Here is a 22,348-nt window from a genome sequence, read left to right on the forward strand (position 1 = left end):
CGAGAAACACCTTTACCACCTGCGTTCAGAACGGCCGCTTCCGTTTTCCCGAACCACCCTTGGAACGGCGGGCGGGCCCGGGGCGCTCACCTCGGCCCGCCTCCGGGCGCCTGCGGACGTTCCCCGGTCAGCTGCGGGGCGCGCGTACCACCACGACCGGGCACGGGCTGTGCGAGATCACGTTCCGGCTCACCGAACCCAGCAGCATTCCGGCGAAACCGCCCCGCCCGTGGGACCCCACGACCATCAGGTCGCAGTCCCGGGCCTCGGCGCACAGGACCTCCACCGGATGGCCGACCCTCACCACCTCCTCCACCCGTACCTGCGGGTGCCGGGCGCGCGCGTCCGCGACCGACTCCGCCAGCGCCTGGCGGGCGGAGCCCTCGGCCGCGGACTCCTCTGTCTCCCCGTCATCGTCGGGCCTGGTCCAGGTCGGCTCCTCGAGTGCCCCGAAACGCCACCAGGGGGCCTCCCTGCGCACCGTCACCGCGCGCAGCGCCGCTCCGCGCAGTTCGGCCTCGGAGAACGCCCACTCGGCGGCGGTCCTCGCGGTAGCCGACCCGTCGGCACCGACGATGACCCGGCCGTTGGCGGGGCCCGGTTCCCGGTCGGGAACGACGACCACGGGACACGAGGCCGAGACGAGCAGTTCCAGGGCCGTGGAATCCGGAAGGACCGCGTCCATCGCGGTCATGCGGTGGGCACCGAGGACCAGGGTGTGCGCCTTCTGGCTCTCGCTCAGCAGAACCGGTTCGGGGTCCGCCGTGACGTGCACCGCTTCGACTGACAGCCCCGGAACCCGTTCCAGCGCCCGTTCGCGCGCCTCGTCCACCACGCGCCGCGCGAATTCTTGCACGTCGAACCCGGGCAGGCCGCGCGGGACGGAGTGGTAGTTCGGCCAGTCGAAGGCGTACACGACGCGCAGCCGCAGCCCCCGCCTCCGAGCGTCCTCCGCAGCCCAGTCGAGAGCCCGTCCGCTCTCCGGTGATCCGTTGACCGCCACCACGACTGGTGCGGTCGTCTTCTGGTCCATGGTTTCTCCCCACCGGTTGTTCTCACCCGTGTGTCACCTGTGTAAGGGCCCGGGTACGTGCTCCGGGAGCGGACGCCACGGGTGCGCGGTACCGGCCCCGGCAGACCTCCACTGGACCGGGCCCCTTCCGTGCTCATACCCGCTGACGGTCCGCCACGCGCCACCGGCGCAGGAACTCTGACCTGCGACCACGCGCCCGTCACCCGGTCACCCGGAGGTCCGGCCGCTCACCTCGCGCCCGCTGACCCTGTCCGGGACGACCCGGACGAAGAGGTCGCGGTCGCCTCCCGCCCACGGCCGGACACGGGCGCCGGAGCGGAGCGCGGCCGCCTCGGCCTCGTCGGTGACCGCTTCGGCACGACCGGCCAGGAGGACGCTCCACCCCTCACTCGTCGCGCCGTCGACCCGGTCGACCTCGAAGGCGGCCTCCCCCGGGAGGTGCTCGGCGATCTTCCCGTGGTCCCCGGTGCGAAACACCACGGCACCGTCCCGGACGAGGTAGTTCACCGGGAGGATGGTCGGCGCCGATTCGCCCTCGGGGACGAAGCCGATCCGCCCTACACCTCCCGGGCCGATGAGTTCCATGCACCTGCCGGGGGAGAGCGCGTGCGTCTCCGGGAGCGGCGCCGCCGTGGTCGCCGCACCCGGAGGCAGGTCGGTGTCCGTGCCCAGCAGGTAGCCCTGGCTGGTGTTCAGCGCACGGGCGAGCCGGTACAGCGACTCCCTGGGCATCCGTGGCGCGTGCTCCTCCAGATAGGCCACGTATCCCGGATCCATGTCGGCCGAATCCGCGACCTCCTCCCGGGTCAGCCCGAGTTCCTTCCTGCGCGCCGCGGCCCTGCGTCCGAGGTCGCTTCCTCCGTGCCCGACACCGCCATCGCGTCCCACGGAACGCCTCCCTTCCTGGTCAGGAGGGGATTCCGCCCCCCGTACTGTCCCCACCCGCACTCCTACCCGTATCCGTGCGTGGTGGCACGGGCCGTCGGCAGGAGAGAAGGCGGCCCGCACGGTGCCCTCGTCTCCTTCCACCCGGTAACGGCTCCTCGGCCGGGGCCGCCCGTTCTCAGGAGGCGACGGGAGCCCCGCGGGGGCGCCTGTCGCGGTGGACGAGGGCGCGCAGCAGCCGTTCCGCGGGGCCGGGCCTGCCCGCGTGGTCCAGGACTGCCGCGAGGACCAGGGTGAACAGCCACACGGCCACCGCCACGAGTACGGCCTGCCACTGCGCCAGGGCACCGCCGAGCCCGAGTCCCCACGCGCACAGCAGCGGCGCGAAGAGCACCGACTGCAGCAGGTAGCCGGACAGGGACCGCCTGCCCAGGGCGCTGAGGGCCCGCACGGGGCCCCGGTGGGTCCGCGCCGCCGACAGGCGCGCCGCGAGGAGGGCGATCAGCGCCACGTAGCCGAACGCCGCGAACAGCCCGGTGAGGCCGTTGAACATGAGCGGCGTCCACACCGGGACGTCCCATGCTCCGTGCTGCACGAGCACGGAGGGGACCGCGCCGAGCCACCCCGCGGTGACGCCGGTGACCGCCACGACCGTCAGCAACGGCCGGTGCCGCTCGGGGGACTCCAGGATCCGGTGCCGGGCGCAGAGGATCGCGGTGAGGACGGCCACCGGTACGACGAGCCCCAGCACGCCCTGGCCGACCGTCAGGAGCAGCCACATCCGGAGCCGGGGCAGGACCGAGTCGGTGTAGGGGGTGAGGGCTGCGAACTGCGGCACCGCCCCCTCGGACACCGCGGCACCCGTCGCCGGGGCGGCCGCCCCGGCGGCCAGTGCGAGCACGGAGAGGAGCCCGAGCAGACCACCGAGCACCAGGGCCCACACGGCCAGGGTCCGGTTCGACCGGCGCAGGAACAGCCCGACCACGACGAGACCGATCAGCCCGTAGGCGCCGAGTACGTCCCCGTGCCACAGCAGCGCGGCGTGCACCGCGCCGAAGGCGAGCAGCCACAGGTGCCGCGACTGGAGGGACCGGCGTGCGTCCGCCTCGTCCCGGCCGACCGTGCGCCGTCTGGTGTAGGCCTGCCAGATGCCGTAGCCGAAGAGGAAGGCGAACAGCGGGTAGCTCCGCCCGTCCACGGCGACGATCGAGACGCTCTGCCAGAGGGCGTCGGGCCCCGTGGCGTCGGCACGGTGGGCGGAGACCGCTGAGGTCGGCGCGCCGTAGAGGTACCAGGACACGTTGGCCAACGCGATGAACAGGAGCATGATCCCGCGGGCGAGGTCGGGCGCGAGGGCGCGTTCCCCCGGCAGGGGGGAGTGGTCGTGGCCGGTCATGGTCCGGTCGCTCCCCGCTCCGCTTCGGTGGCGTGGGCCAGGGCACTGGGGGAGCGGCGGCCGACGATCGCCGGCGCCTCGTGCACGAGTGTGTCGTCGGTGAGCGCCTCGACCATGAACAGCGCGAAGTCCACCCGCCGGGTCAGGTTGCTGGCCAGGACCGGGTCCCCGACGTGGCGGCTCCACACGGGCAGCCCCTGGCTCTCGCCCTCCTCGAGGTCGCTGCCCCGGACGACGGTCCACCGCCGGTCGCTGGCGAAGATCCGTCGGCACGCCTCCACCTGGTCGTTCACGTCGACAGCGCGCACCAGACGGGCCAGCGGGGTGATGATCCGCATCGCCAGCCTGAGCTTCCAGGAGTACCGGTCCCCGCCGTCCCGGCTGATGTGCCAGCCGCAGGAGAAGACCAGGCGAGCGTCGGGCTCGGCGTGGTCGAGTACCGCCTGGGCGGTACCGGACGAGTACTGCTGCACCCCCCAGGGCACGAGCACGGTCAGCACCCCGTCGCATCCGGCCACGGCCCGCCGGATCACCTCAGGATCGTTGGTGGGGCCGGGGACGACGGTGATCCGGTCGGCGAACTCGGAGAGTTTGGGGACGCTGCGTTCGCGGCAGACGCCGACGACCTCCAGCCCCCGGTCGAGTGCGTGGCGCACCATGTACCGCCCGAGTTTGCCCGAGGCCCCGATGACGCAGATCCTTCGCACCGGTGTCGTACCCATGTTCCGGCCCTCCTTCTCGCCCTGCTGAACTTACGGTGTAAGTAACGATAGACTTACCTTGTAAGTAAGACAAGTGCCGGAGGAGGACGAATCATGGGCGGGCGCGGTACCGGACGGCGCACGCGGGCAGGTCGGGAGCCCCTGAGCAGAGCACGCGTGATTCGCGCCGCGATGGAACTGGCGGACGGGAAAGGAGAGCCGGGGGTCACGATGCGGGCGGTCGCCGCCCGGTTGGGCGTCGAGGCGATGTCGCTCTACAACCACGTGGCCGACCGGGGGGACCTCCTGGACGGGATGGTCGACGCGGTGTTCGCCGAGATCGACCTGCCGGCGCCGGGGGCGGACTGGAGGCAGGACATGCGCGACCGTGCCGTCTCGGCGCGCACGGCCCTTCGCCGCCACCCCTGGGCGGTCGGCCTGATGGACTCCCGCAAGAAACCCGGTCCGGCGACCCTGCGCCACCACGACGCCGTCCTGGGAGCCCTGAGGTCCGGAGGCTTCTCCGCCGCCGCGGCGGCCCGGGCCGTCTCGGTGATCGACAGCTACCTCTACGGGTTCGTCCTGCAGGAGCTGAGCCTGCCCTTCACCGAGCAGGAGGGGCCGAACGAGCTCGCGGACGGCATCCTGGGCGGCCTGCCTGCCGACACCTATCCGCACCTGGCCGCGGTCATCAGCGAGCACGCCTTCGGGCAGGGGTACGACTACGACGGGGAGTTCGGGTCCGGGCTCACCCTGATCCTCGACGCACTGCGCCCCGACGGGGGGTGGGCGCACTCCCGGCCCGGTGCGGAGGGCGACCGGCCGTCATAGTCGCCGGACACGGGCGGGGCGGCCCCTGGGGTGCCCCGCCCGTGTCCGGGGCGCGGTGCCGGGAGGGCGGGGTAGGGGATCACTGCTGGTCAGCCGTGCTGTCCCCAGTCCAGAAGGTCGGCCAGGCCAGCTGCGGTGAAGGCGGTGGTCAGTTCCCCGGTGCCCTCGGTGAAGTGGGTCCAGCTGTCGTGGTGGACGGGGACCACGCGGCGGGCTCCCAGGATCCGGGCGGCCTCGGCGGCCTGGGCGCTGTCGAGGACGAGGGGCTGGCCTCCGAAGAGGGCGGGGAACCGCGGGGCTCCCGCGAACAACAGGGCCGTGTCCACCGGGGCGAAGCGCTCGGCGACCTGCTCGACCAGTTCGAGCGAGGCGTTGTCGCCGCTGACGTAGACCGTGGGAAGGCCCTCACCGGTCAGGACGAAGCCCACGACCTGGCCGGTGAACGGTTCGACGTCCTCGCGCGCGCCGGGCCCGTGCAGGGCCGGGACCGCGGTGACGGTGACCGTACCGCCGCCGGGCCGCTCCAACTCGACGGCCTCCCAGTCGGCCAGTCCTCTGGCGCCCCCGCCGAGGCGCCGCCCGCCACCGGTGGTCGTCAGGGTGAGGGGGACCTCGGGGAGCAGGGCGCGCCCGGCGTTGTCGAGGTTGTCGGCGTGCTCGTCGTGGGAGAGCAGGACCACGTCGACGCGACCGAGGTCGGCTGGTGCGCCGGCCGAGGGCGCGGTCTTGGTCAGTGTCGGGCCGCCAGGCGTCTCGTAGTCTCCCGGGCCGTCGAAGGTCGGGTCGGTCAGGAAACGCAGCCCGCCGTACTCGAAGAGGGCGGTGGGGCCGCCGAAGACGCGGACGGGGAACTGTTCGGTTGCGACGGACATGCATACACCTCACGGATGGAAGTAAATCAACCGTGATGAACGGTAGCTGTCTCTCACGGATGGCGCAAGTTGTACCATGAGATGCATGGACGAGACCGTGACCGAAGAACTAGACCTGCCGCCTGCGCCGGGCGCGGAGCAGTACCCCTCCCTCGCCCTCGCCAACAGCGTCGTCGCACTGCCCGGCGGACGTCTCGTGGACCTCCTCGCGACCCCCGCCGAGACCAACCGGTGGATGACCGAGCGCGGTCTGGCCCCGGTGGACGCCGGAATGCAGGAGATGTGCGCTGCACAACTGCACGTGCTGCGCGAACACCTCAGATCCCTGTTCGCCTCACACGTCGCCGGACTCCCCGCCCGCCCCACCGCCCTGACGGCCGTCAACGACGCGCTCACCAGGGTGCCCACCGCCCCCCTGCTGCAGTGGGACGAGCGCAACGGCCCCTACCGCGCGACGCCCCACCCCACCGGTGAGATCGTCGACCACGCCCTGGCAAGCCTCGCCGCCGATGCCGCCGACCTGTTGGCCGGTCCCGACGCCGGGCGCCTGACCGCCTGCGGCTCCGCCCCCTGCAACCGTTACCTGCTGCGCCACGGCCGCCGTCACTGGTGTTCCACCCGCTGCGGAGACCGGGCCCGTGCCGCGCGCGCCTACGCCCGCCGCGCCCACCCCGACGAGGCCTGACCGTCCCGTGGCGCGGCCCGCGCGTTCACCCGAGGGAGACCAGCACGGCCACCCCGACCGCGTAGAAGCCGAGCAGGGCGATGCCCTCGAACCCGATGCCGGACTCCTGTCGGCGTATCAGCCCCGCCGCGACCAGCAGGTTGAGCACGATGCCCAGGCCGATGAGCAGCACCACCCGGGCGTCCATCGCGCTGTAGAGGGACCCCTCCCGGTAGGCGACGTCGGAGGCGGACAGGAAGAGCATGTCGAAGCCGTTGCCGCCGATGATGTCCCCGAGCGCCAGGTGCAGCGCGCGGATGCGGATGGCGTACAGCACCGTCACCAGCTCGGGCAGGGAGGTGACCACGCTGGTGATCAGCGCTCCGACCAGGCCGCTCGACATCCCCGTCCGCTCGGCCAGCGACAGTCCGGCCTCGCCCACGACGTAGCCGGTGACGGCCACCAGGCAGGCGAGCGCCGCGAACTTCGCCCACATCCCCCCGAGCGACTCGTCGCTGTCGAGGGAGGCCGGGTCCGGTTCGTCGGCCTGTGTGTAACGGGTGTGCTCCACCTGCCACATGGGTTTGGAGCGGACCTTCTGGGAGAGCCACAGCCAGTACAGGTAACAGGCCACGAGGACCAGTGATGCGGGGTGGATGCCCAGGAGGCTGAACTGCGGCCCCATCCCGGCCACCAGCACCACGCCGAACATGATGGAGAGCCCGATCGGGGCGAGGAGGTTGGGCAGGGATGCGGCGGCGTGCTCCAGGTTCGCGCGCCGGTAGAACATGTCCGCCAACGCGATGAACACCGTCTGGGCGGCGATCCCGCCCAGGGCGTTGTTCATGGCGAAGGAGGCGTCGCCGTGGGCGGCCCCGACGAGGCTGGTGATCAGGCCGGGCAGTGAGGTCACCGCGCCGACCAGGACGATGCCCGCCAGGGTCTCGCCCATGCCGGTGCGGTCGGCGAGCCGGTCGACCAGCCGGGTGAACGGGCCGCCGCCGATGACGAGGGTCAGCGCCGCGGCCGAGATCGCTGCCACGTCCCACAACAACGGTCGCCCTCCTGGCCTCGCCGGTCCGGACCACGCCCTCGCGGGGCGATACCTTCGGCCACCCTACGCACACGGCGTCCGCCCGGCCCGTCACCGCACCACCGGAACCCCCACCACATCCCCGAACCGGTGTGGCGCACCGTCGCCGCGCAGATACGCGCGCTCGCGGACGACGCCGCGGATGCGGCCGAGCGGTGACACCGGGGCCGTCCCCGCCAACGGCCGGCCGGTGCGGCCGGGGTCAGTGGGTCCGGCCCGCGAAGGTGACGGTGCGGGAGCCGGCGCCGCCTGTTTCGTCCTCCAGGGTGAGGGTGTAGACCCACCACCGGCCCGACCCCGGCGACGGACAGGAGTCCGCGACGCCCGTGGCCAGCCCCGCCGGCAGTGAGACCTCCTCCCCGTTCCGCCCGGCCAGGGCGGAGGGGCCGGACTCCAGGGGCGGCACGGCGTGGCGGCAGGCCGAGGACAGGCTCAGGTCCAGCGGCCCGTCCGTCCCGTTGACGACCTCCACCCCCCACGTGACCCTCTCCTGTCCGTCGACCTCCTCGTGGGAGATGCCCAGGAGTTGGAGCCTGATCCCGTCGCCGTACTCGAAGGACCGGTTCGCCGGTACGAGCAGGTGTCTGGCGACCAGGACGAGGACGACGAAGAGGATCACGAGAGTGAGCGCGATCCTCGGCGCGAATCTTCGCAAGGTGCCCTCCAGGGGGTCGGTGGGGCGAAGAGGGGGCGGGGCGTGCCGGATGCGACTACCGGAAGCCGACTACGCCCCGGTCTGGGCGGAGAGCGGGATCTCCAGCTTCCGGCAGGCGCGGACGTACTCGTACTCCGAGCTCAACTCCCACTGGACCCAGGCCGAGAAATTCTGGATGGTCGTCCCGGCCAACCGCAGGGCACGGGCCGCGAGTTCCGTCTCGCCCGCGAAGTAGAGCGCGGAGCCGAACTCGTGCGCGGTCTCCTGCCTGGTGGGGTGGTCGTTGTCCCCGGACAGCCACAGGTCCGCGGCGTCGGTGATCTCCGACCGCACCCCGTGGTCGGTGAGGTACTCCTGGCGCAGGGAGTTGAGGTCGCCGACGGTCACCACGTCGTCCTCCCGCTCCCGCTGCAGCATCATGAACCGTTCCACGTGCGCCCGCGGCACCATCTCCAGCAGCGGGTCGCCCTTGCGGGCGTGCGCGGCGGCCTGCCGGGCGAAGGCGAACATCTCCTCGTGGGAGCCCTCCCATTTGTGGCACAGGATCTGGAGACGGGACTGGTGGCTCGCGAAGTGCCACGGATCGCGCTCGACGATCCGGTCCCACAGGACGTCGAGGTCCTCCCGGGGCATCCCGATTCCCAGGCCGAACCACTGCAGGTGGTTCACCGCGTCCGGCTGCTCCGGGGCCGCGTTGGCCGCGTACACCAGGTACTCGTAGGCCGGGGGGAGCATGGCGTGGAACTCCTCGAAGCGCTCCCGGCCCACGTCCTTGGCCCAGGCTCCGGTCCGGACCTCCCACGCCGCGCGGATCCGCGTCAACCCGGTCAGGAGGGCGAGGTCGGGATCGGGCTCCTCGCTCTTGCCCAGTCCGTCCTCGAGCCTGTTCAGGAAGGGTATGCACTCCATCCCCAGGACATCGACGCGCAGGGCGCGCAGGTCCGGGTCCGGGGTCTTGAGCAGCATGACCGCTGTCTCCAGGTCACCCGAGCGGACGACGGGGAGCTTCGCCGCCAGGTCCTGGTCCCGCCAGGCGCGTCCCGTGGTGACACCCGCCTTTCTGACGACGCGTTGTTCGTGCATGTAGATGAGTTTGGTGAGCACCATGGTGTTTTTCTAGCGGTTCGGGGTGCACGGTGGGCGTTTTGTCGGCATCAACTATGAAACGGTTTCCCCGGCGCTCCCGCGGCCACGGCGGGCGCGCGGGGTAGCGCCCCCGGGTGCCCTGGCGGCCTCACGCGGCGACCGCCCCCTGTCACCCCGCCCGCGCTGTGCCACCGACACTGTGCGACCGAACCGGGCAGAGGGCCTTCCGGTGTCCTAGTCCTCCCCCTGGAAGCCCGGCCACCCCTGGTAGACCCCTCCGTCGGGGGTTCGGGACACGAGCGTCCGCCACACGGAGCGCCACCTCTGCCTGATCCGGGCGGGGGGCCAGGGGGCCGGGCGCAATCCGGGAGGGATGAGGGGATCCTGCCTCATCGCCTTCTCCAGAGCGTCCGCGAGCCGCAGTTGCAGCACCCTGGCCCGGGTGGCCTCCGCCTCACGTGAGGCCGTGGCGACACGGTCGATCAGTTCCTCCAGGGGCCGGTAGCCGTCGATGACGGGGGCCGCGGGCCACAGCAGTTCGGTCACTTCGAGGGGGTCGGTGACGCCGCGTACCTCCACCCGCCCGGCTTCGGCGTGGACGAGGTGGTTCGCGGCGCCGTCGTCGAGCATCGCCAGGAGGTCGTGAGGACTCAGGTAAAGCCCCGTGGACACGGGGGCGGCGCCCAGTTCGGTGAGGCGGCGCCGCAGAGCGTCGCGCTGTGCACGCTCCGACTCCGGCAGGCTGACCGCTGTCAATCGCCATATCCCGTCCCAGGGGTCCCGGCCGGTGTCCTGCTGCTCGGCGAGTACGAGAGCCGCCCGGTCCCGCTCCAGCCGGGCCCGCCCGCTCTCGGTGAGCCGCACGGTTCCGCGCCGCCCCCGCCCGCTCTGGAGGACCTCGCCCGCGCCGACCATCCGGCGCAGGGCCAGTCGTACCGGTTGGTCGGCCAACGCTGCCGTGTTCGCGGTGTCCAGGACGACGTCGAGCCCCACCTCGCCCGTCATGGGCAGGCAGGCCTCGATGACGGTGCGCGGTGCGAGGACGTCACTCATACCGGACCCCCTCCGCTGATCCGGCGCCGCAGGGTGGTGTAGGCGCCGAACCCGTAGAAACCGCTCAGGAGCCCCAGCGCTCCCGTGGCCACGGGCTCGAACCCGACGCGTCGGTACAGGGCCTCCGCGCGGGGGTTGGTGTCCACCACCGACAGTTCGACGGTGTGGAGGCCGTGCCGCGGGGCGTACGCGTCGACGGCCTCCAGCAGACGTGAACCGATTCCCAGCCCCCGGTGCTCGTGGGAGACACAGATCCCGTCGAGCACGAGTGCCCCTTCCTCCGCACGGTGCTCCAGCAGTCCGAGGGCGAGGAGCGCCCGTGCGGCGGCCCACGGGCCGAGTCGCTTTCCCGTCGCGGGCCACGCGGGGTCGAACGCGCCCCGCCCGCCGTGTCGGAGGCCGCACACGCCGATCACCGTGCCGCCGCTCCTCGCCGTGATCACGCGGTCAGGGCGCATAGCGGCGGTGACGAACCCCCTGCCCGCCCCGTCGTCGGCGAACGCGGGTTTCAGTTTCCGCTGGAACGCCTCCCAGTACAACCCGCCCACGCGTGCGCGCTCGTCCTCGTCGAATCCCGGGCGTATGACGATCTCCATGTCCATGGACCAAAAGTATCATGTAATCTACGATCGTGAACAGAAAGAAATATTTTCCGGGGTTGCGTCGTCTCCTGGGCGTACCGGCCCTCCTGCTCCTCGTGCTTCTCCTGGTCAGCGCGTGCACGGCCGTCGTGGGCAACCACTACCGGCTCGACGAGAGAACGGTGGGCGTTCCGGTGCCCGGCGGGGAGGTCGAGGCGGTCATCGCGTCACCGGACTCCGGAGCGGTTCGGGGGACGGTGGTGTTCGTGCACGGAGACGGCCCCGTCGACGCCACCCACGGCGGCCTCTACCGGCCGTGGTGGGAGGCGGCCGCCGAAGCCGGTTACGCCACGGTCTCCTGGAGCAAACCGGGCATCGGGGGCTCCACCGGTAACTGGCTGGACCAGGACATGGACGACCGCGCCGCCGAGGTATCGGCGGTGATCGACTGGCTCCTCGAACAGCCGCAGCCGGAGCCCGGGCGCATCGGGCTCTGGGGGGCCAGCCAGGCCGGATGGGTCGTGCCGAAGGTCGTCGCGGAGCGCGAGGACGTCGACTTCGTCGTAGCGGTCTCCCCGGCCGTCAACTGGCTGCGTCAGGGCCGCCACCACCTTCTGTCCGAACTCGGCCGCTCCGGTGCGGACCGGGCCGAACGGGAGAGAGCCATAGCGGACAGCGACCGGACCAGAGAACTCCTGGCGGCCGGAGCCGAGTACGAGACCTACCGTGCGGGCACGACCGACCCGCGGCCCATGGAGCCGGCGCGCTGGGGTTTCGCACTCCGCAACTTCCGTGCCGACGCGACCGCTGACCTGGAGGCCGTGTCCGCCAAGAGGGTCCCCGTCCTCCTCATGGTCGGTGACCACGACCTCAACGTCGACGTGGACGAGACCACACGCGTCTACACCCGGATCCTCGGCCCACACGTCCGTGTCGAACGCTTCGACGCCGCCCATTCGATGGCCCGCCCGGCGGTGGAGGGGTCCGCCTCCCTGGGCCTGCTGACCGCCGTCCTCTGGCCCCGTGCGCTCTTCGCCCCCGAGGTGCTCGACGGTTACCGTTCCTTCGTCGAACAGCGGTGACTTCGGAGAACCCGGCTTCAGGACGTGTCGCCCGCACGGCCGGGCACCCTCAGTCGGCGGTCTCGCACCTGATGACCCATTCGAGGTACCAGTCCGCGAATCCGACTCTCGCGTGCGGCGTGCCGAGGGGGCGGTAGCCGCCGTCGGCCGAGAAGCCGTCGACCCACACGCCGCCGCGTTCGGGGCCCGTCACGACGAGCCAGAGGCAGTGGCCGCAGCCCTCGTGGCTCAGGCACACCGCTCCGTCGGAAGACGCCTCGAAGAGTTCGTCGTCGGCGTCCCGCCACACGCGGTACGCGGCCTCGAACGCCTCCCGGGTCGCGAAGCCGGACCGCGTCGGCTCCCGGTCCTCGTGCTCGGCCAGGCGCCGCGCCCGTTCCTCGGAGGTGGGAAAGGCGACCGTCAGGGCCTCGTGCCGCGTCTCGCCGCCCACGTCGGTCCACTCCCACCCCGTACCTGTTCGGTGCAGGGTGCTGAGCCCGTACCCCGGCCCGGCACCGCCGGCGCCGACCTCGAGAAGGAAGCCGCGGTAGTCCTCGGGCAGCGAGACGCCCCACTGCTTCTCCGCCTCGGCGACCTCCGGTTCCGACAGCGGAGCGGCGAGCCGGAAGTGGTGGCCCGTCCCTCCGTACCGGTCCCAGGCCCCGAGGACGTCCCGGGTCCGGTCGGTACGGGCCAGGGCCTCGACTCGCTCACGGACACCGTTCCACATCGTCGTCTCCATGAGTCGGAGCGTAGGCCAGGGGACGGCCCCGGCCGAGGCCCGGGCCTCGGCCGGGGCCGAATGCAGTGCCGTACCGGGTGGCGGTGACACGCGTCCGGAGCAGTATTCGGACCGCGTGTCACCGCGTTGCGGAGAAATGTTTTTGCAGTGCTAGTTCAACTTTGCACTACTGATCCGAATCGAGGTTCGGGAGGAGGTGCCCTGGTCCGGGTCCAGTGTCAGCACGTCACCCGGTAACTGGGGCTGACGGCGGTGATCTTGTTGCTGAGACGGAAGACGGAACGGTAGTTGTGGTTTCCGGTGCCGCCGCAGTTGGTCGAAAGGGTGCGGCTGGTCGAGCTCATCTGGGCGCTCGACCTGGTGTTCCACCCGTACCACTGGTGGCGCTGGAGGGCGAAGACCCACTGGGACCCGTGGGAGCAGCCGGAGTAGGAGGCCTTGACGCTCGTGCCCGACTTGTAGGGCTTCCTGGGGCCCGAGCAGGAGGAGCTCGCTTCCACCGCCTCGGTCAGGGCGCCCCACTGCTCCTCGTCCAGCTGGACCTCCACCGGCCCCTGGGTCCGGGCCGCCTGCTGCCCGGGGGCGGAGGCCTCCGTGGTGGCGTAGGCCGCGGGAGCCTGCAGGAGAGTCGCAGCCATGCACACGGCACCAAGGGTCGCCAGAGTACGGCCGAATCGAACCTTCATTGAATTCCCCCTTTGTCGTTGACTGGAAGAGTTTTTCGTTCTCTTCTCCATTGGTCAAGGAGGTTGATTGGCCGAACCTGGCCAGGTTCCAGGGTCGTTATCGGGCTTCTGGTTGGACGATGTCATTCCTGGCTGCAAGGGGGAGTGGGAGAAATAAAAATGAATTGAGCGGGGGAACAGGACTCTGGTAGTGAGGCGCGGACTCCCTCCCCGGCTGCGTGGGGGACCCGTCCCGCTCGGCCTGTCGCCGGGAGGGCGCCTGCCAGGGACGGCACGTCTGTCGCGGCGCGGGTGCCTACCGGCCCACGCCCGCCCTGCGCGCCAACGCGGTCGCGCCTGCCCGGGCGGGAGAGGACTCCGGTGCGAACGCCAGCCCGTGCACCATCGGGGCGGGAGTGCTCGAAAGCGTCCTCGCCGGCGTCCGGAGGTGCTCCACACCCCCGGACGGGGACACTCCCGCCCCCACCTGATGCCGTAGGGTCCGGACCCCTGGACAGTCAGCGGGTACACGTACCCGGAAGACCGCCGGGGACGGCGGGTCATCGGTGTTCTCCGGTCATGCCCCGGGTCGGGCGGGCACGAGATCCAGGATGATGCGGGCGAGTTCCCCAGGTCTGGCCATGGGCACGTTGTGGTGGGTGTGCATCTCCACGAGCGCCCGTTCCGGGCGCGCGGCGGTGAGGGCTCGCACCTCGTCCCGGCGCGCGGCATAGAACCCCTGGTCGGGGAGCACGATCGTGAGCGGACAGGTGAGGCGTTCGTAGACGTCGATGCTGGGGTAGACGGCGGCGTCCGGGGCGGGCGCGCTGATCACGGTGATCTGTTCGGGGGTGGGACGCCGCAGCCACCTGTGGTGCTCCCTGGTGAAGGAGCGTTCCAGCACGCTGCGCACCAGGCCGGGGCGGCAGTCCCGGTTGAGCCAGTCGTCCGGGGCGTCCCGCACGCACTGCTCGACGTACTCGCGGGCCTGGTCGGGGGCGGCGGACCAGCCGTAGCGGAACTGGGTACGGATCTGTTCCCGCGCCTCGGGCGTGGTCCACCGTTCCTGTTCCCGCACGGCCTCGTCACGGGTGTTCAGGACGAGTCCGTCGACGACGCACACCGCGGCGGGCCGGACCAGGCCGCTGGCGGCCGCGGCGGTGACGGCGTAACCCCCCAGGGAGTGCCCGACCAGGACGGGACGCTCCCAGCCCAGGGCCCGGGAGACACCGGCGAGATCCCGCCAGTACTGTTCCGCGCTGTGGGACTCGGCTTCGGTCCGACCGTGCCCCCGCAGGTCGACGGCGACGACTCGGCAGTGGTCGGTCAGGTGAGCCGCCACGTCGGCCCACGCGGCCGCGTTGTGCCCGCTGCCGTGGACGAGGAGGACCGGGGCGCCGGTGCCGCCGAAGTCCAGCGCGGCCAAGGTGTCGCGTCCCAGGTCCAGTCTGATCTCTCGGGTCTGCACCGGACCATCCTGGGTTCGGCGCGTCCTTACGCGCAACCGTGTTTCCCGGTCCGCCCGGGCCCGTATCCGCGCGGTGGACCCGCAGGAGGACGACGTCGGACTGAAGGTGTACGTTCCCCGGACGCGAGGACCACAGGGCCTACCGTCGACGCAGGCGTACGCGCCCCGGACAGCGTCGAACCCCGGAATTCCACAAGGACGAAGGTGCCCCGTTCCACCAGTCACCATGTGAAACGGGGCTCGTGTCCGCGGGCAGCGGGAAGCCGGACGGGAAGGACTTCTGGCTGTCCGGCGGATCCCTGCGTCGCCGGGAAACTAGCAGTGCCTGGTGATGGTGTGGACGGATTCGCCTAGCCCCTTGGAGAACAGCTTGCTGCCCTTCCCCGTGGGTACACGCCAGCAGACAGTGCGCTCTCCCCCGTTGACCTGGTAAATCTGAACGGTGACGTACCGCACGTCGCTGCAGTGGTTGTTGTAGTAAATCCGGGTGCTGGTGTTTCCGTTTTCCCAGGAGAAGTTGAGGTTGCCCGAATCCCACTCGCAGGAGAAGGACTTTCTCTCCACCGCAGCCGTCTCCACCGAGGTCTCCGAGGAAGTGCTGGCGAATGCGGATCCTCCGCCGAAGAACCCGGACAGCACGAGTGCCCCGGCAGCCCCGGCGACGGACAGGCCCTTGATGATCTTCATTTTTTCTCCGACGGTCCGAGTGTCCCCTGTGGCAGGCCCTGCCGACACGTCTCCTGGAAGCGAAACGGTGACGGCAGTGCCCGGGAGGCTTCGTGTCCGCCCCCACGCTTTGGACCTGTCGGCAGACAACCACATTGGTCAATTTCGTTCAATGGTTGATCATTTGCGCAGTGTCGGAGTTTGGCAAATGTTTACCATCAAGAAAGGTGTGCGCCATTATCGCGTATTTCGTCAGGGCGGATCATGGTTTCGGATCTTGGGTGCTCCCATGAACGTGATTTGCGGCAGACCAGAATGCGTGGCTTCCCAGAATTGCCTGGTTTGGTCGAACTCATGCCCTGCTGCCGCCTTGTTTCGTGGCGGGTTCGGGCTGGGCTCCGGAGCGTCTCGGCACCGCCTTCCCCCACCCGGCCCCGGCTCCGTCATGGAGAAGCGGCGGTTCGTCTCCGTGGCGCGCCCCTGCCGGTCGGTCCAGGCGGTGCGGACGGTCCTCGCCACGGCTGCCCGGCCATGCATCGGAGGGGCGGCCGATGCGCGGGTCGGTCCGGTCCTGTCGACCCCGGAGCCGGTCCGTGAGCACTACGGCGGTCAGAGCGTCATCGCGTGGACCCGCTGCCCGTGGCCTCCCTGGAGCACCTCCGCCCTCACCCGCCGGTGTCGTCGGTGTCGCGCCACTCCGGAGGGCACTCGGTCCGCTCGGCCTCGGGCAGGCTCTCCACGATCAGGGCCCTCTCCTCGGCGATCCGGTCGCCCTCGTAGATCTCGGCCGGACGTGAGACGAGCTGCGGAACCACGATCAGGACGTCCGTGCCGGACGTGAGCGCGTCCTCCGGGTCGACGTGGGCGGGGTCCAGGACGGTCGTCCGCACCGTCGACTCCCCGGATTCGGGCTTGATCCACCCCTGGACGTCGAGCGTCAACGTGACGCTGTTCGGCTCCTCGCCCTCCTCGACGGAGGTGATCTCACCCTCGACGATCATCCGCGCGCAGGAGACGGCCTCCGGCAGGGTCTGCCCCTGGCCCGCACCGCCGGTTTCCCGCCCTCCGGGGGCCGCGGTCTCCGCGTCCTCCGACACGTTGACGGCCACCACACCGGTGGCCACGGCGGCCACCGCCACGAGAGCGGCGGCCACGAGCGGTCGGCGAGGGCGCCTCCTGGCAGTCGCGACGGCACGGGCGCCGCCGCGGCCCGGGTCGCGGCCCGCCTCGTCACCTATCAGCTTGAGGGCCCGGCGCAACCGCTGCTCCTCCGGCCCTTCGCGGGAATCGGCCATGGTCACTCCACCTCCGTGTCGCCCAGCTTCGAGCGCATCGCGCCCACAGCCGTGTGCAGCCTGCTCTTGACGGTGCCTTCGGGGATCTCCAGGACGGCCGCGATGTCGCGCACCGTCAGGTCGGCGTAGAAGCGCAGCGCCAGGATCTGCCGTTGCGCCGCGGGCAACTCGTCCAGGCAGTCGGCCACGGTCAGGGCGAGAACGCGCTCCTCCTCGCCACCGGTCGTCGTGGGGTGTCTGGACCAGCGCGTGGCCAGACGTTCGCGGAGGCCGTCCTCCCGGGTCCTGCCCCGGTGCCAGTCCGCGGCGACCCGGGAGGCCACGACGGCCAGCCAGGCCAACGGCCGACGGATCGGGGCTGTGTCCGAACGGGCACCGTGCTGGAGGAGTTTCAGACGGACCTCCTGGACCCCGTCGTCCAGGTCGTTCCAGGGCACCCCTCCCAGAGCGAGTACGGCACGGATCCTGGCCGTGCCCTCCTCGCCCGCCGCGACGTCCTCGGTTCTCCGTGCTCCACGGAATCCCGCCATATCCTGGTCCTCTCTTCTCCTGCTATGACGGAACCGGCTCTCGGAACGTTCATCGCGTCGGCGGACACGAAGGCGGGCAGGGCCGCCCGGCCCTGCCCGCCCACCGTCTCCGGTCAGTCACACGGCTGGTCCGGCACCGCTTCGGCCGCGAACGCTGTGGCCTGGGGCGAGGCCGAGTCCAGCGCCCGGACCAGGGCGTCACCGCCCTGCCCCGCCAACCGGTCTTCCAGCGAGTCCGCGGAACCGTGTGCGGCGGCGGAGGAGCGCTGGGTCTCCGCACTGTCGTGGACCCGCCCCTCCAGCTCGCCCCGACCGATCACCCCGTCGTCGAAGGGAACCTCGGACCCCTCACCGAGTCCACGCCATCCCGCGGGGGAGGGCGCGTCACCGGGAGAGCACCGGGCCTCCTCCCACACCATCGCCATGACGTACCGGTGGCCCGACTCGACACGGGGGCGGTCGGCCATCGCCATCGCCGTGCGGTTGTCGACGTCCCCGTCGCTGAACACGTACCCGAGCGCGGAGTAGGTCCAGGTGTCCGGGGCGGGAGGGGCGCCGTCCCGCGACCACAGCACACTCTCCACGTCGAGGGCGAGTTCCCTGCCGATGAGTCCCTCGCCCCGTGCGACCTCCTGTTCGGTGGGCGGGATCTCCTCCTCCGCGGCCACGGAGACCACGACGACGTGGTCGGCGTAGGTGACCCAGTCCGAAGCCGTCTCGCTGGGCAGGTGGTCGACGCCGTGCACCAGGACGACCTCCTGCTCCGCCTGCTCTGCCTGTTCCGCCGGTGCCCCGGCCCCGAGGCTCACACCGACGGCGACGGCGGCCACGCCCGCGGCGGCCACCGCGGACGCGAGTGTCTTGAACGCGCGTTTCCTCACGAAGGCCTCCCTCAGTACGTGGCGTTGATGTTGTCGGTGTTGTTGCTCCCGAGTCCCGTTCCGCGGCCCACGGGGACGACCATGCAGCCCAGCCGGGAATCGGTTCGGCTCAGCTGGGGAGAGGAGACGTCCCCGTGCTGCAGGCCGACGGCGTGCCCGGTCTCGTGGCAGGTGAGACCGTAGGTGTAGTACCCGTTGCCGCGAATACGGATGTACTGCTGGTCGCACGCCACGGGGTCGTCGTTCACCGCGTCGTTGCACCAGGTCATGCCGTCAGAACTGGAGGGAATACCCGTGGAACCCTCCTGGTAGACGACGTCCGTCTCGCCGCTTCCTGAGAACACCGGCGACGAGTCGTAGTAGATGCGCAGGTCAGTGGGTGCGTACTCGTTGTTCATCACGGATCGGACATTGTTCCGGTCCGGGGATTCCAACTCGTACTCGCCGTTGCTGTCCATGTAGTAGTAGACGTTTCGGTTGTCCGTCTGACACGGAAAATGGTTGACGCCCGGCGACTGGTTGTAGCAGGAGCTGGAGGTGTTCGCGGTGGGGAACATGTTGTCGGTCACCGCGGCCCAGGCCACACCCGCCGCTCCCAGGGATCCGGCGAGCACGAGCGAAAAGATGATCGCCAGGGCACGTCTCGATGAGGTTTCTCCGTTTTTCTGCACAGTGTCCTTTCGGTCCACGCTTCGGTCCGAGCGGGTCTTCGGAGTTCCTCCGAATCCCCGGATCGGGAAGGTCGGAGCAGGGGTTCACCCCCACGTCTGCGCTCAGGACACGACTCCGGAACACCGGTGCCACCGCGCCCAGGGGAAAGCGGATGACGTCGCAGGGGTTTGTGCACGGTCGGCCTGAGGCTCGGGGAATGAACCTGCGATAGGATAAATACTCGCCAACGTGAACACAAGCTTTATTTATCCCAAAAAGCGCAATCCTGAATCGGGTCTTCGTTCGCTCATATTTCCCCGCGGGGGCGCATCTCCGCGCACGCCTTCGCGCACGGCTGTCGCGAACTCGGACAAGAGGTGTGTTGTCCGGGGCCGCGGGATGACCAGCGCTCCGATGGGGCGGCGGCCCCGGAGCTGGTGACCCGGTCCGGTTACCGGTCCGCGAACCCGATCCCCGCGTCCGGCGTGCCGAGGAGGGCTGCCCCCGTGCCGACCGTCCTGGCTGGCCGTTCCGCGGGTCCCGGACCCTGCCTCCCGGCACGCGGGGTGAGGTCGGCCGGGACCCGGCGGGGCCCGCCCGGCCTCGGCGCGGCACGTGTCGCCTAGTCGCATGACCAGGGACGACGCGCCACGCCGCCGCGCGTGGGTTACGGGCCCGGTGACGGACGATCGGTGAGGATGGCGCCGTGGACTACCTGAGTCCCATGGTTCGCTTCCCGTCGGCCTCGCGGCGCAGGAACGGCACCTGGGCGGGCGCCGGACAGGGCCGTGCGGTCCGCGTCGAGGCCGCGTGCCCCCGAGCGCGGTGCCCGGCCGCGGTCGCGGAAGGCCCCCGGCCCCCTCCTCGGCACCGCCGCCCGCGGGAAGCCACTACCGGCACCGCAGGAACGAGAGGTGAGATCGGTGGCCACCGATGACGGAGGACGGGATCGCCAGGACGGCGCGGCGAATCCGGAGATGCCGGCGGACCTGGAGAGGGAGGAGCCCGGGCGGAGCCAGCTCAAACCGGCCGTGTTCTTCGGCTCCGCGATCCTGATCCTCGCGCTCTCGATCTGGGCGATCATCACTCCGACGGGAGCCGAGTACGTCATCGGCACCGTCGTGGGCTGGATCAGCCGGGTGTTCGGTTGGTACTACTTCCTCGCCGCCACCCTGTACCTGGGGTTCGTGGTGTTCGTCGCGGTCTCCCGGTACGGCACCATCAAGCTCGGTCCCCAGCACTCCCGGCCGGACTACGGGGTGTTCGCGTGGGCCGCCATGCTGTTCGCGGCGGGGATCGGCATCGATCTGATGTTCTTCTCCGTGGCCGGGCCGGTCACCCACTACCTGGCCCCTCCCGAGGGCGACGCGCAGACCGTCGAGGCGGCTCGGCAGGGCGTGGTGTGGACGCTCTTCCACTACGGCATCACCGGGTGGGCGATGTACGCGCTGATGGGCATGGCCCTCGGCTACTTCTCGTTCCGCTACCACCTCCCCCTGGCCATCCGCTCGGCCCTGTACCCGTTGATCGGCAGGCGCATCCACGGCCGCATCGGTGACGCGGTCGACCTGGCGGCCATCATCGGCACGATCTTCGGCATCTCCGTGTCGCTGGGCATCGGCGTCGTCCAGCTCAACTACGGGCTGAACTTCCTCTTCGGCATCCCCGAGGGAACGGCGGCGCAGATCGGCCTGATCGTCGTCGCCGTGCTGGTGGCCACGGTGTCGGCCGTGGCGGGTGTCGACCGGGGTATCCGGCGGCTGTCGGAGCTCAACGTCGTGCTCGCCATCGTCCTGATGCTCTACGTGCTGGTCTTCGAGAACCCCGTCCAGCTGCTCAACGCCCTCGTGCTGAACATCGGCGACTACGTCAGCCGGTTCCCCTCGATGACGCTGAACACCTTCGCCTACGATCCGCCGGTCGACTGGCTCAACGACTGGACGCTGTTCTTCTGGGCCTGGTGGGTCGCCTGGGCGCCCTTCGTCGGGCTCTTCCTGGCCAGGATCTCGCGCGGTCGCACCATCCGGCAGTTCGTGACGGCGACCCTGGTGGTCCCGCTGCTGTACACGCTGACGTTCCTGTCGGTCTTCGGCAACAGCGCCCTGAGTGTCGTGCGCCAGGGCAACGCGGCGTTCGGAGAGCTCGCCATGAACGAACCCGAACGGGGTTTCTACACACTGCTCACGCAGTACCCGGGCGTGCTGTTCAGCGCCGGACTCGCGACGGTCGTCGGACTGCTCCTCTACGTCACCTCGGCCGACTCCGGTGCGCTGGTGATGGGCAACCTCAGCTCCTACCTGCCGACACCGACCACCGACGCACCGGCGTGGCTGCGCGTCTTCTGGTCGGCGGCGACCGGCCTGCTCACCCTCGCCATGCTCCTGGTCGGCGGGTTGGACGCGCTGACCAGCGCGACCATCATCATGGGGCTGCCGTTCTCGTTCGTGATGCTCCTGATCATCTGGGGCCTGTACAAGGCGCTGAGGGTCGAGAGGTTCCGGCAGGACGCGTTCCGGACGACCCTGTCGTCCTCGCTGTCGGACCGGACCGCGGTCGACCGCCGGGGTGCGGAGCGCAACTGGCGCCAGCGGATCGCGAGGGCGGTGAACTTCCCCGGCAAGCGTGCGGCCACCAGGTTCGTCCGGGAGGTGTGCCGCCCCGCCTTCGAGGACGTCGCCGAAGGGTTGCGCGAACAGGGCGCGGAGGCGTCGGTGACCGAGGGGGTCGACAAGGAGGTCGGGATCCCGCACCTGGACCTGCGGGTGCCGATGGGTTCCGAGGAGGAGTTCACCTACCGGGTGTGGCCGATCGTGGTCCCCACCCCGGCGTTCGCCATGCGCTCGCTCGCCGAGCACGACAACTACGTGCGCTTCGAGGTCTACCTCACCGAGGGCAGCCAGGGCTACGACGTGATGGGCTACACCAAGGAGCAGCTCATCGGGAACATCCTCGACGAGTACGAGCGGCACCTGGAGTTCCTGCGCCTGCACCGGGAGGCGCAGGCCCGCTCGGCCATGCCCGACCACGGGCCCGGTACGGCCGACGTCCAGGCCGAGGACGGGACGTGAGGCCGTTTCCGCGTCCGACCGCGCCGTGGCAGGAGGAGGCCGGGGGCTCGTCTCCCGGGGCCGGCCCGCGGTAGCGGACCGGTGGGCGGGCGGTGCCGGCGGGGGCCGGTGAGCGGCCGGAGGGACTGACGGGTCAGGCCTGCGGCCGCTCGTCCTGCCACAGCCACGGGGCCCGTGCGCTGGTCCGTGCGTCCTGGCGCCCGGGTGTGCGTGACCGGGCACCCGCGAAGCGCCTCTCGCCGTCACCGAACGGGACGAGTTCCTCGCCCCGCACGGTGTCATCCGAGGCCGTCCCGTAGGGATCCGAACCATGATGATTCCGCCTCCTGCCAGGCAGGAGGCGGAATCATCATGGTTTCGGAAGCCACGTAAGACCCGCCTTTTTTATTTAAATTTCAATAATCAAAAAGACGCGAACTCCTGCGCTTCCGCCGAGCCCATCCCGTAGGCCGCGCCGTCTTCCGTCTT

22 protein-coding genes are annotated in these 22,348 nt (G+C 70.6%); 4 read left to right on the forward strand and 18 right to left on the reverse strand.

All coding sequences use genetic code 11. From position 1 onward, the window contains the following. Positions 1-127 precede the first annotated feature (127 nt). From AC0VYD_RS06395 to AC0VYD_RS06410, 4 genes are all read right to left on the reverse strand, one after another. On the reverse strand, positions 128-1,033 hold the full coding sequence (locus tag AC0VYD_RS06395; RefSeq protein ID WP_475479027.1) for a universal stress protein: 906 nt from the start codon (positions 1,031-1,033) through the stop codon (positions 128-130). A gap of 207 nt (positions 1,034-1,240) precedes the next feature. Continuing rightward, entirely contained in the window at positions 1,241-1,921 is a 681-nt protein-coding gene (locus tag AC0VYD_RS06400) for a helix-turn-helix domain-containing protein (RefSeq protein WP_475479028.1), read from the reverse strand. Positions 1,922-2,096: 175 nt separating this feature from the next. Beyond that, entirely contained in the window at positions 2,097-3,314 is a 1,218-nt protein-coding gene (locus tag AC0VYD_RS06405) for a DUF418 domain-containing protein (RefSeq protein WP_475479029.1), read from the reverse strand. Beyond that, positions 3,311-4,036: an NAD(P)-dependent oxidoreductase gene (locus AC0VYD_RS06410; protein WP_475479030.1), complete on the reverse strand. Its 726-nt coding sequence runs from the start codon at positions 4,034-4,036 to the stop codon at positions 3,311-3,313. Before AC0VYD_RS06410 ends, AC0VYD_RS06405 begins: the two co-directional genes overlap by 4 nt. Before the next feature lie 156 nt (positions 4,037-4,192). On the opposite strand from AC0VYD_RS06410, the gene AC0VYD_RS06415 reads away from it, so the two are divergent. After that, positions 4,193-4,846: a TetR/AcrR family transcriptional regulator C-terminal domain-containing protein gene (locus AC0VYD_RS06415; RefSeq protein WP_475479031.1), complete on the forward strand. Its 654-nt coding sequence runs from the start codon at positions 4,193-4,195 to the stop codon at positions 4,844-4,846. Positions 4,847-4,935: 89 nt separating this feature from the next. Here AC0VYD_RS06415 and AC0VYD_RS06420 read toward each other — a convergent pair whose 3' ends face one another. Further along, positions 4,936-5,718, reverse strand: coding sequence for an MBL fold metallo-hydrolase (locus tag AC0VYD_RS06420; protein WP_475479032.1), 783 nt, complete (start codon positions 5,716-5,718; stop codon positions 4,936-4,938). A gap of 97 nt (positions 5,719-5,815) precedes the next feature. On the opposite strand from AC0VYD_RS06420, the gene AC0VYD_RS06425 reads away from it, so the two are divergent. After that, a complete protein-coding gene (locus AC0VYD_RS06425) occupies positions 5,816-6,403 on the forward strand; it encodes a CGNR zinc finger domain-containing protein (protein WP_475479033.1) in 588 nt (195 codons plus the stop codon). Between the two features lie 25 nt (positions 6,404-6,428). On the opposite strand, the gene AC0VYD_RS06430 is transcribed toward AC0VYD_RS06425, so the two are convergent. The 5 genes from AC0VYD_RS06430 to AC0VYD_RS06450 form a co-directional block, all read right to left on the reverse strand. Continuing rightward, positions 6,429-7,424 (reverse strand): sodium:calcium antiporter, encoded by a 996-nt coding sequence (locus tag AC0VYD_RS06430; RefSeq protein WP_475479034.1) that lies wholly within the window; start codon positions 7,422-7,424, stop codon positions 6,429-6,431. 253 nt (positions 7,425-7,677) lie between these two features. Next, entirely contained in the window at positions 7,678-8,130 is a 453-nt protein-coding gene (locus tag AC0VYD_RS06435; protein ID WP_475479035.1) for a hypothetical protein, read from the reverse strand. 69 nt (positions 8,131-8,199) lie between these two features. Continuing rightward, entirely contained in the window at positions 8,200-9,237 is a 1,038-nt protein-coding gene (locus AC0VYD_RS06440; protein ID WP_475479036.1) for a hypothetical protein, read from the reverse strand. A gap of 213 nt (positions 9,238-9,450) precedes the next feature. Further along, positions 9,451-10,269, reverse strand: a complete 819-nt coding sequence (locus tag AC0VYD_RS06445) for a PaaX family transcriptional regulator (RefSeq protein WP_475479037.1) — start codon at positions 10,267-10,269, stop codon at positions 9,451-9,453. Further along, positions 10,266-10,865, reverse strand: coding sequence for a GNAT family N-acetyltransferase (locus AC0VYD_RS06450; RefSeq protein ID WP_475479038.1), 600 nt, complete (start codon positions 10,863-10,865; stop codon positions 10,266-10,268). The genes AC0VYD_RS06445 and AC0VYD_RS06450 overlap by 4 nt, the downstream gene beginning before the upstream one ends. A 35-nt stretch (positions 10,866-10,900) precedes the next feature. Between AC0VYD_RS06450 and AC0VYD_RS06455 the strand changes: the two genes are divergently transcribed. Continuing rightward, entirely contained in the window at positions 10,901-11,932 is a 1,032-nt protein-coding gene (locus tag AC0VYD_RS06455) for an alpha/beta hydrolase family protein (protein ID WP_475479039.1), read from the forward strand. A 49-nt stretch (positions 11,933-11,981) separates the two neighbouring features. Here the strand turns inward: AC0VYD_RS06455 and AC0VYD_RS06460 are convergent, their stop codons facing one another. The 8 genes from AC0VYD_RS06460 to AC0VYD_RS06495 form a co-directional block, all read right to left on the reverse strand. Continuing rightward, complete coding sequence (locus AC0VYD_RS06460) at positions 11,982-12,644, reverse strand: SMI1/KNR4 family protein (protein WP_475479040.1); 663 nt, start codon at positions 12,642-12,644, stop codon at positions 11,982-11,984. A gap of 230 nt (positions 12,645-12,874) precedes the next feature. Then, a complete protein-coding gene (locus AC0VYD_RS06465) occupies positions 12,875-13,294 on the reverse strand; it encodes a hypothetical protein (protein ID WP_475479041.1) in 420 nt (139 codons plus the stop codon). A 604-nt stretch (positions 13,295-13,898) separates the two neighbouring features. Next, positions 13,899-14,789, reverse strand: coding sequence for an alpha/beta fold hydrolase (locus AC0VYD_RS06470; RefSeq protein ID WP_475479042.1), 891 nt, complete (start codon positions 14,787-14,789; stop codon positions 13,899-13,901). A gap of 315 nt (positions 14,790-15,104) precedes the next feature. Further along, positions 15,105-15,476 carry a hypothetical protein gene (locus AC0VYD_RS06475; protein WP_475479043.1) on the reverse strand — a complete coding sequence of 124 codons (372 nt, stop codon included), beginning with the start codon at positions 15,474-15,476 and terminating at the stop codon, positions 15,105-15,107. A gap of 644 nt (positions 15,477-16,120) precedes the next feature. Continuing rightward, positions 16,121-16,750: a hypothetical protein gene (locus AC0VYD_RS06480; protein ID WP_475479044.1), complete on the reverse strand. Its 630-nt coding sequence runs from the start codon at positions 16,748-16,750 to the stop codon at positions 16,121-16,123. Between the two features lie 2 nt (positions 16,751-16,752). After that, positions 16,753-17,280, reverse strand: coding sequence for an RNA polymerase sigma factor (locus tag AC0VYD_RS06485; RefSeq protein ID WP_475479045.1), 528 nt, complete (start codon positions 17,278-17,280; stop codon positions 16,753-16,755). Positions 17,281-17,393: 113 nt separating this feature from the next. Further along, positions 17,394-18,161: a hypothetical protein gene (locus tag AC0VYD_RS06490; protein ID WP_475479046.1), complete on the reverse strand. Its 768-nt coding sequence runs from the start codon at positions 18,159-18,161 to the stop codon at positions 17,394-17,396. A gap of 11 nt (positions 18,162-18,172) precedes the next feature. Beyond that, the gene (locus AC0VYD_RS06495; RefSeq protein WP_475479047.1) at positions 18,173-18,745 is read right to left on the reverse strand and encodes a hypothetical protein; all 573 of its coding nucleotides are present in this window, start codon (positions 18,743-18,745) and stop codon (positions 18,173-18,175) included. Between the two features lie 1,044 nt (positions 18,746-19,789). Here AC0VYD_RS06495 and betT point away from each other — a divergent pair. Further along, positions 19,790-21,880 carry a choline BCCT transporter BetT gene (gene betT, locus AC0VYD_RS06500; protein WP_475480202.1) on the forward strand — a complete coding sequence of 697 codons (2,091 nt, stop codon included), beginning with the start codon at positions 19,790-19,792 and terminating at the stop codon, positions 21,878-21,880. Positions 21,881-22,348: the final 468 nt, after the last annotated feature.

The sequence above is a fragment of the Nocardiopsis sp. iso_40 genome, assembly GCF_056173285.1.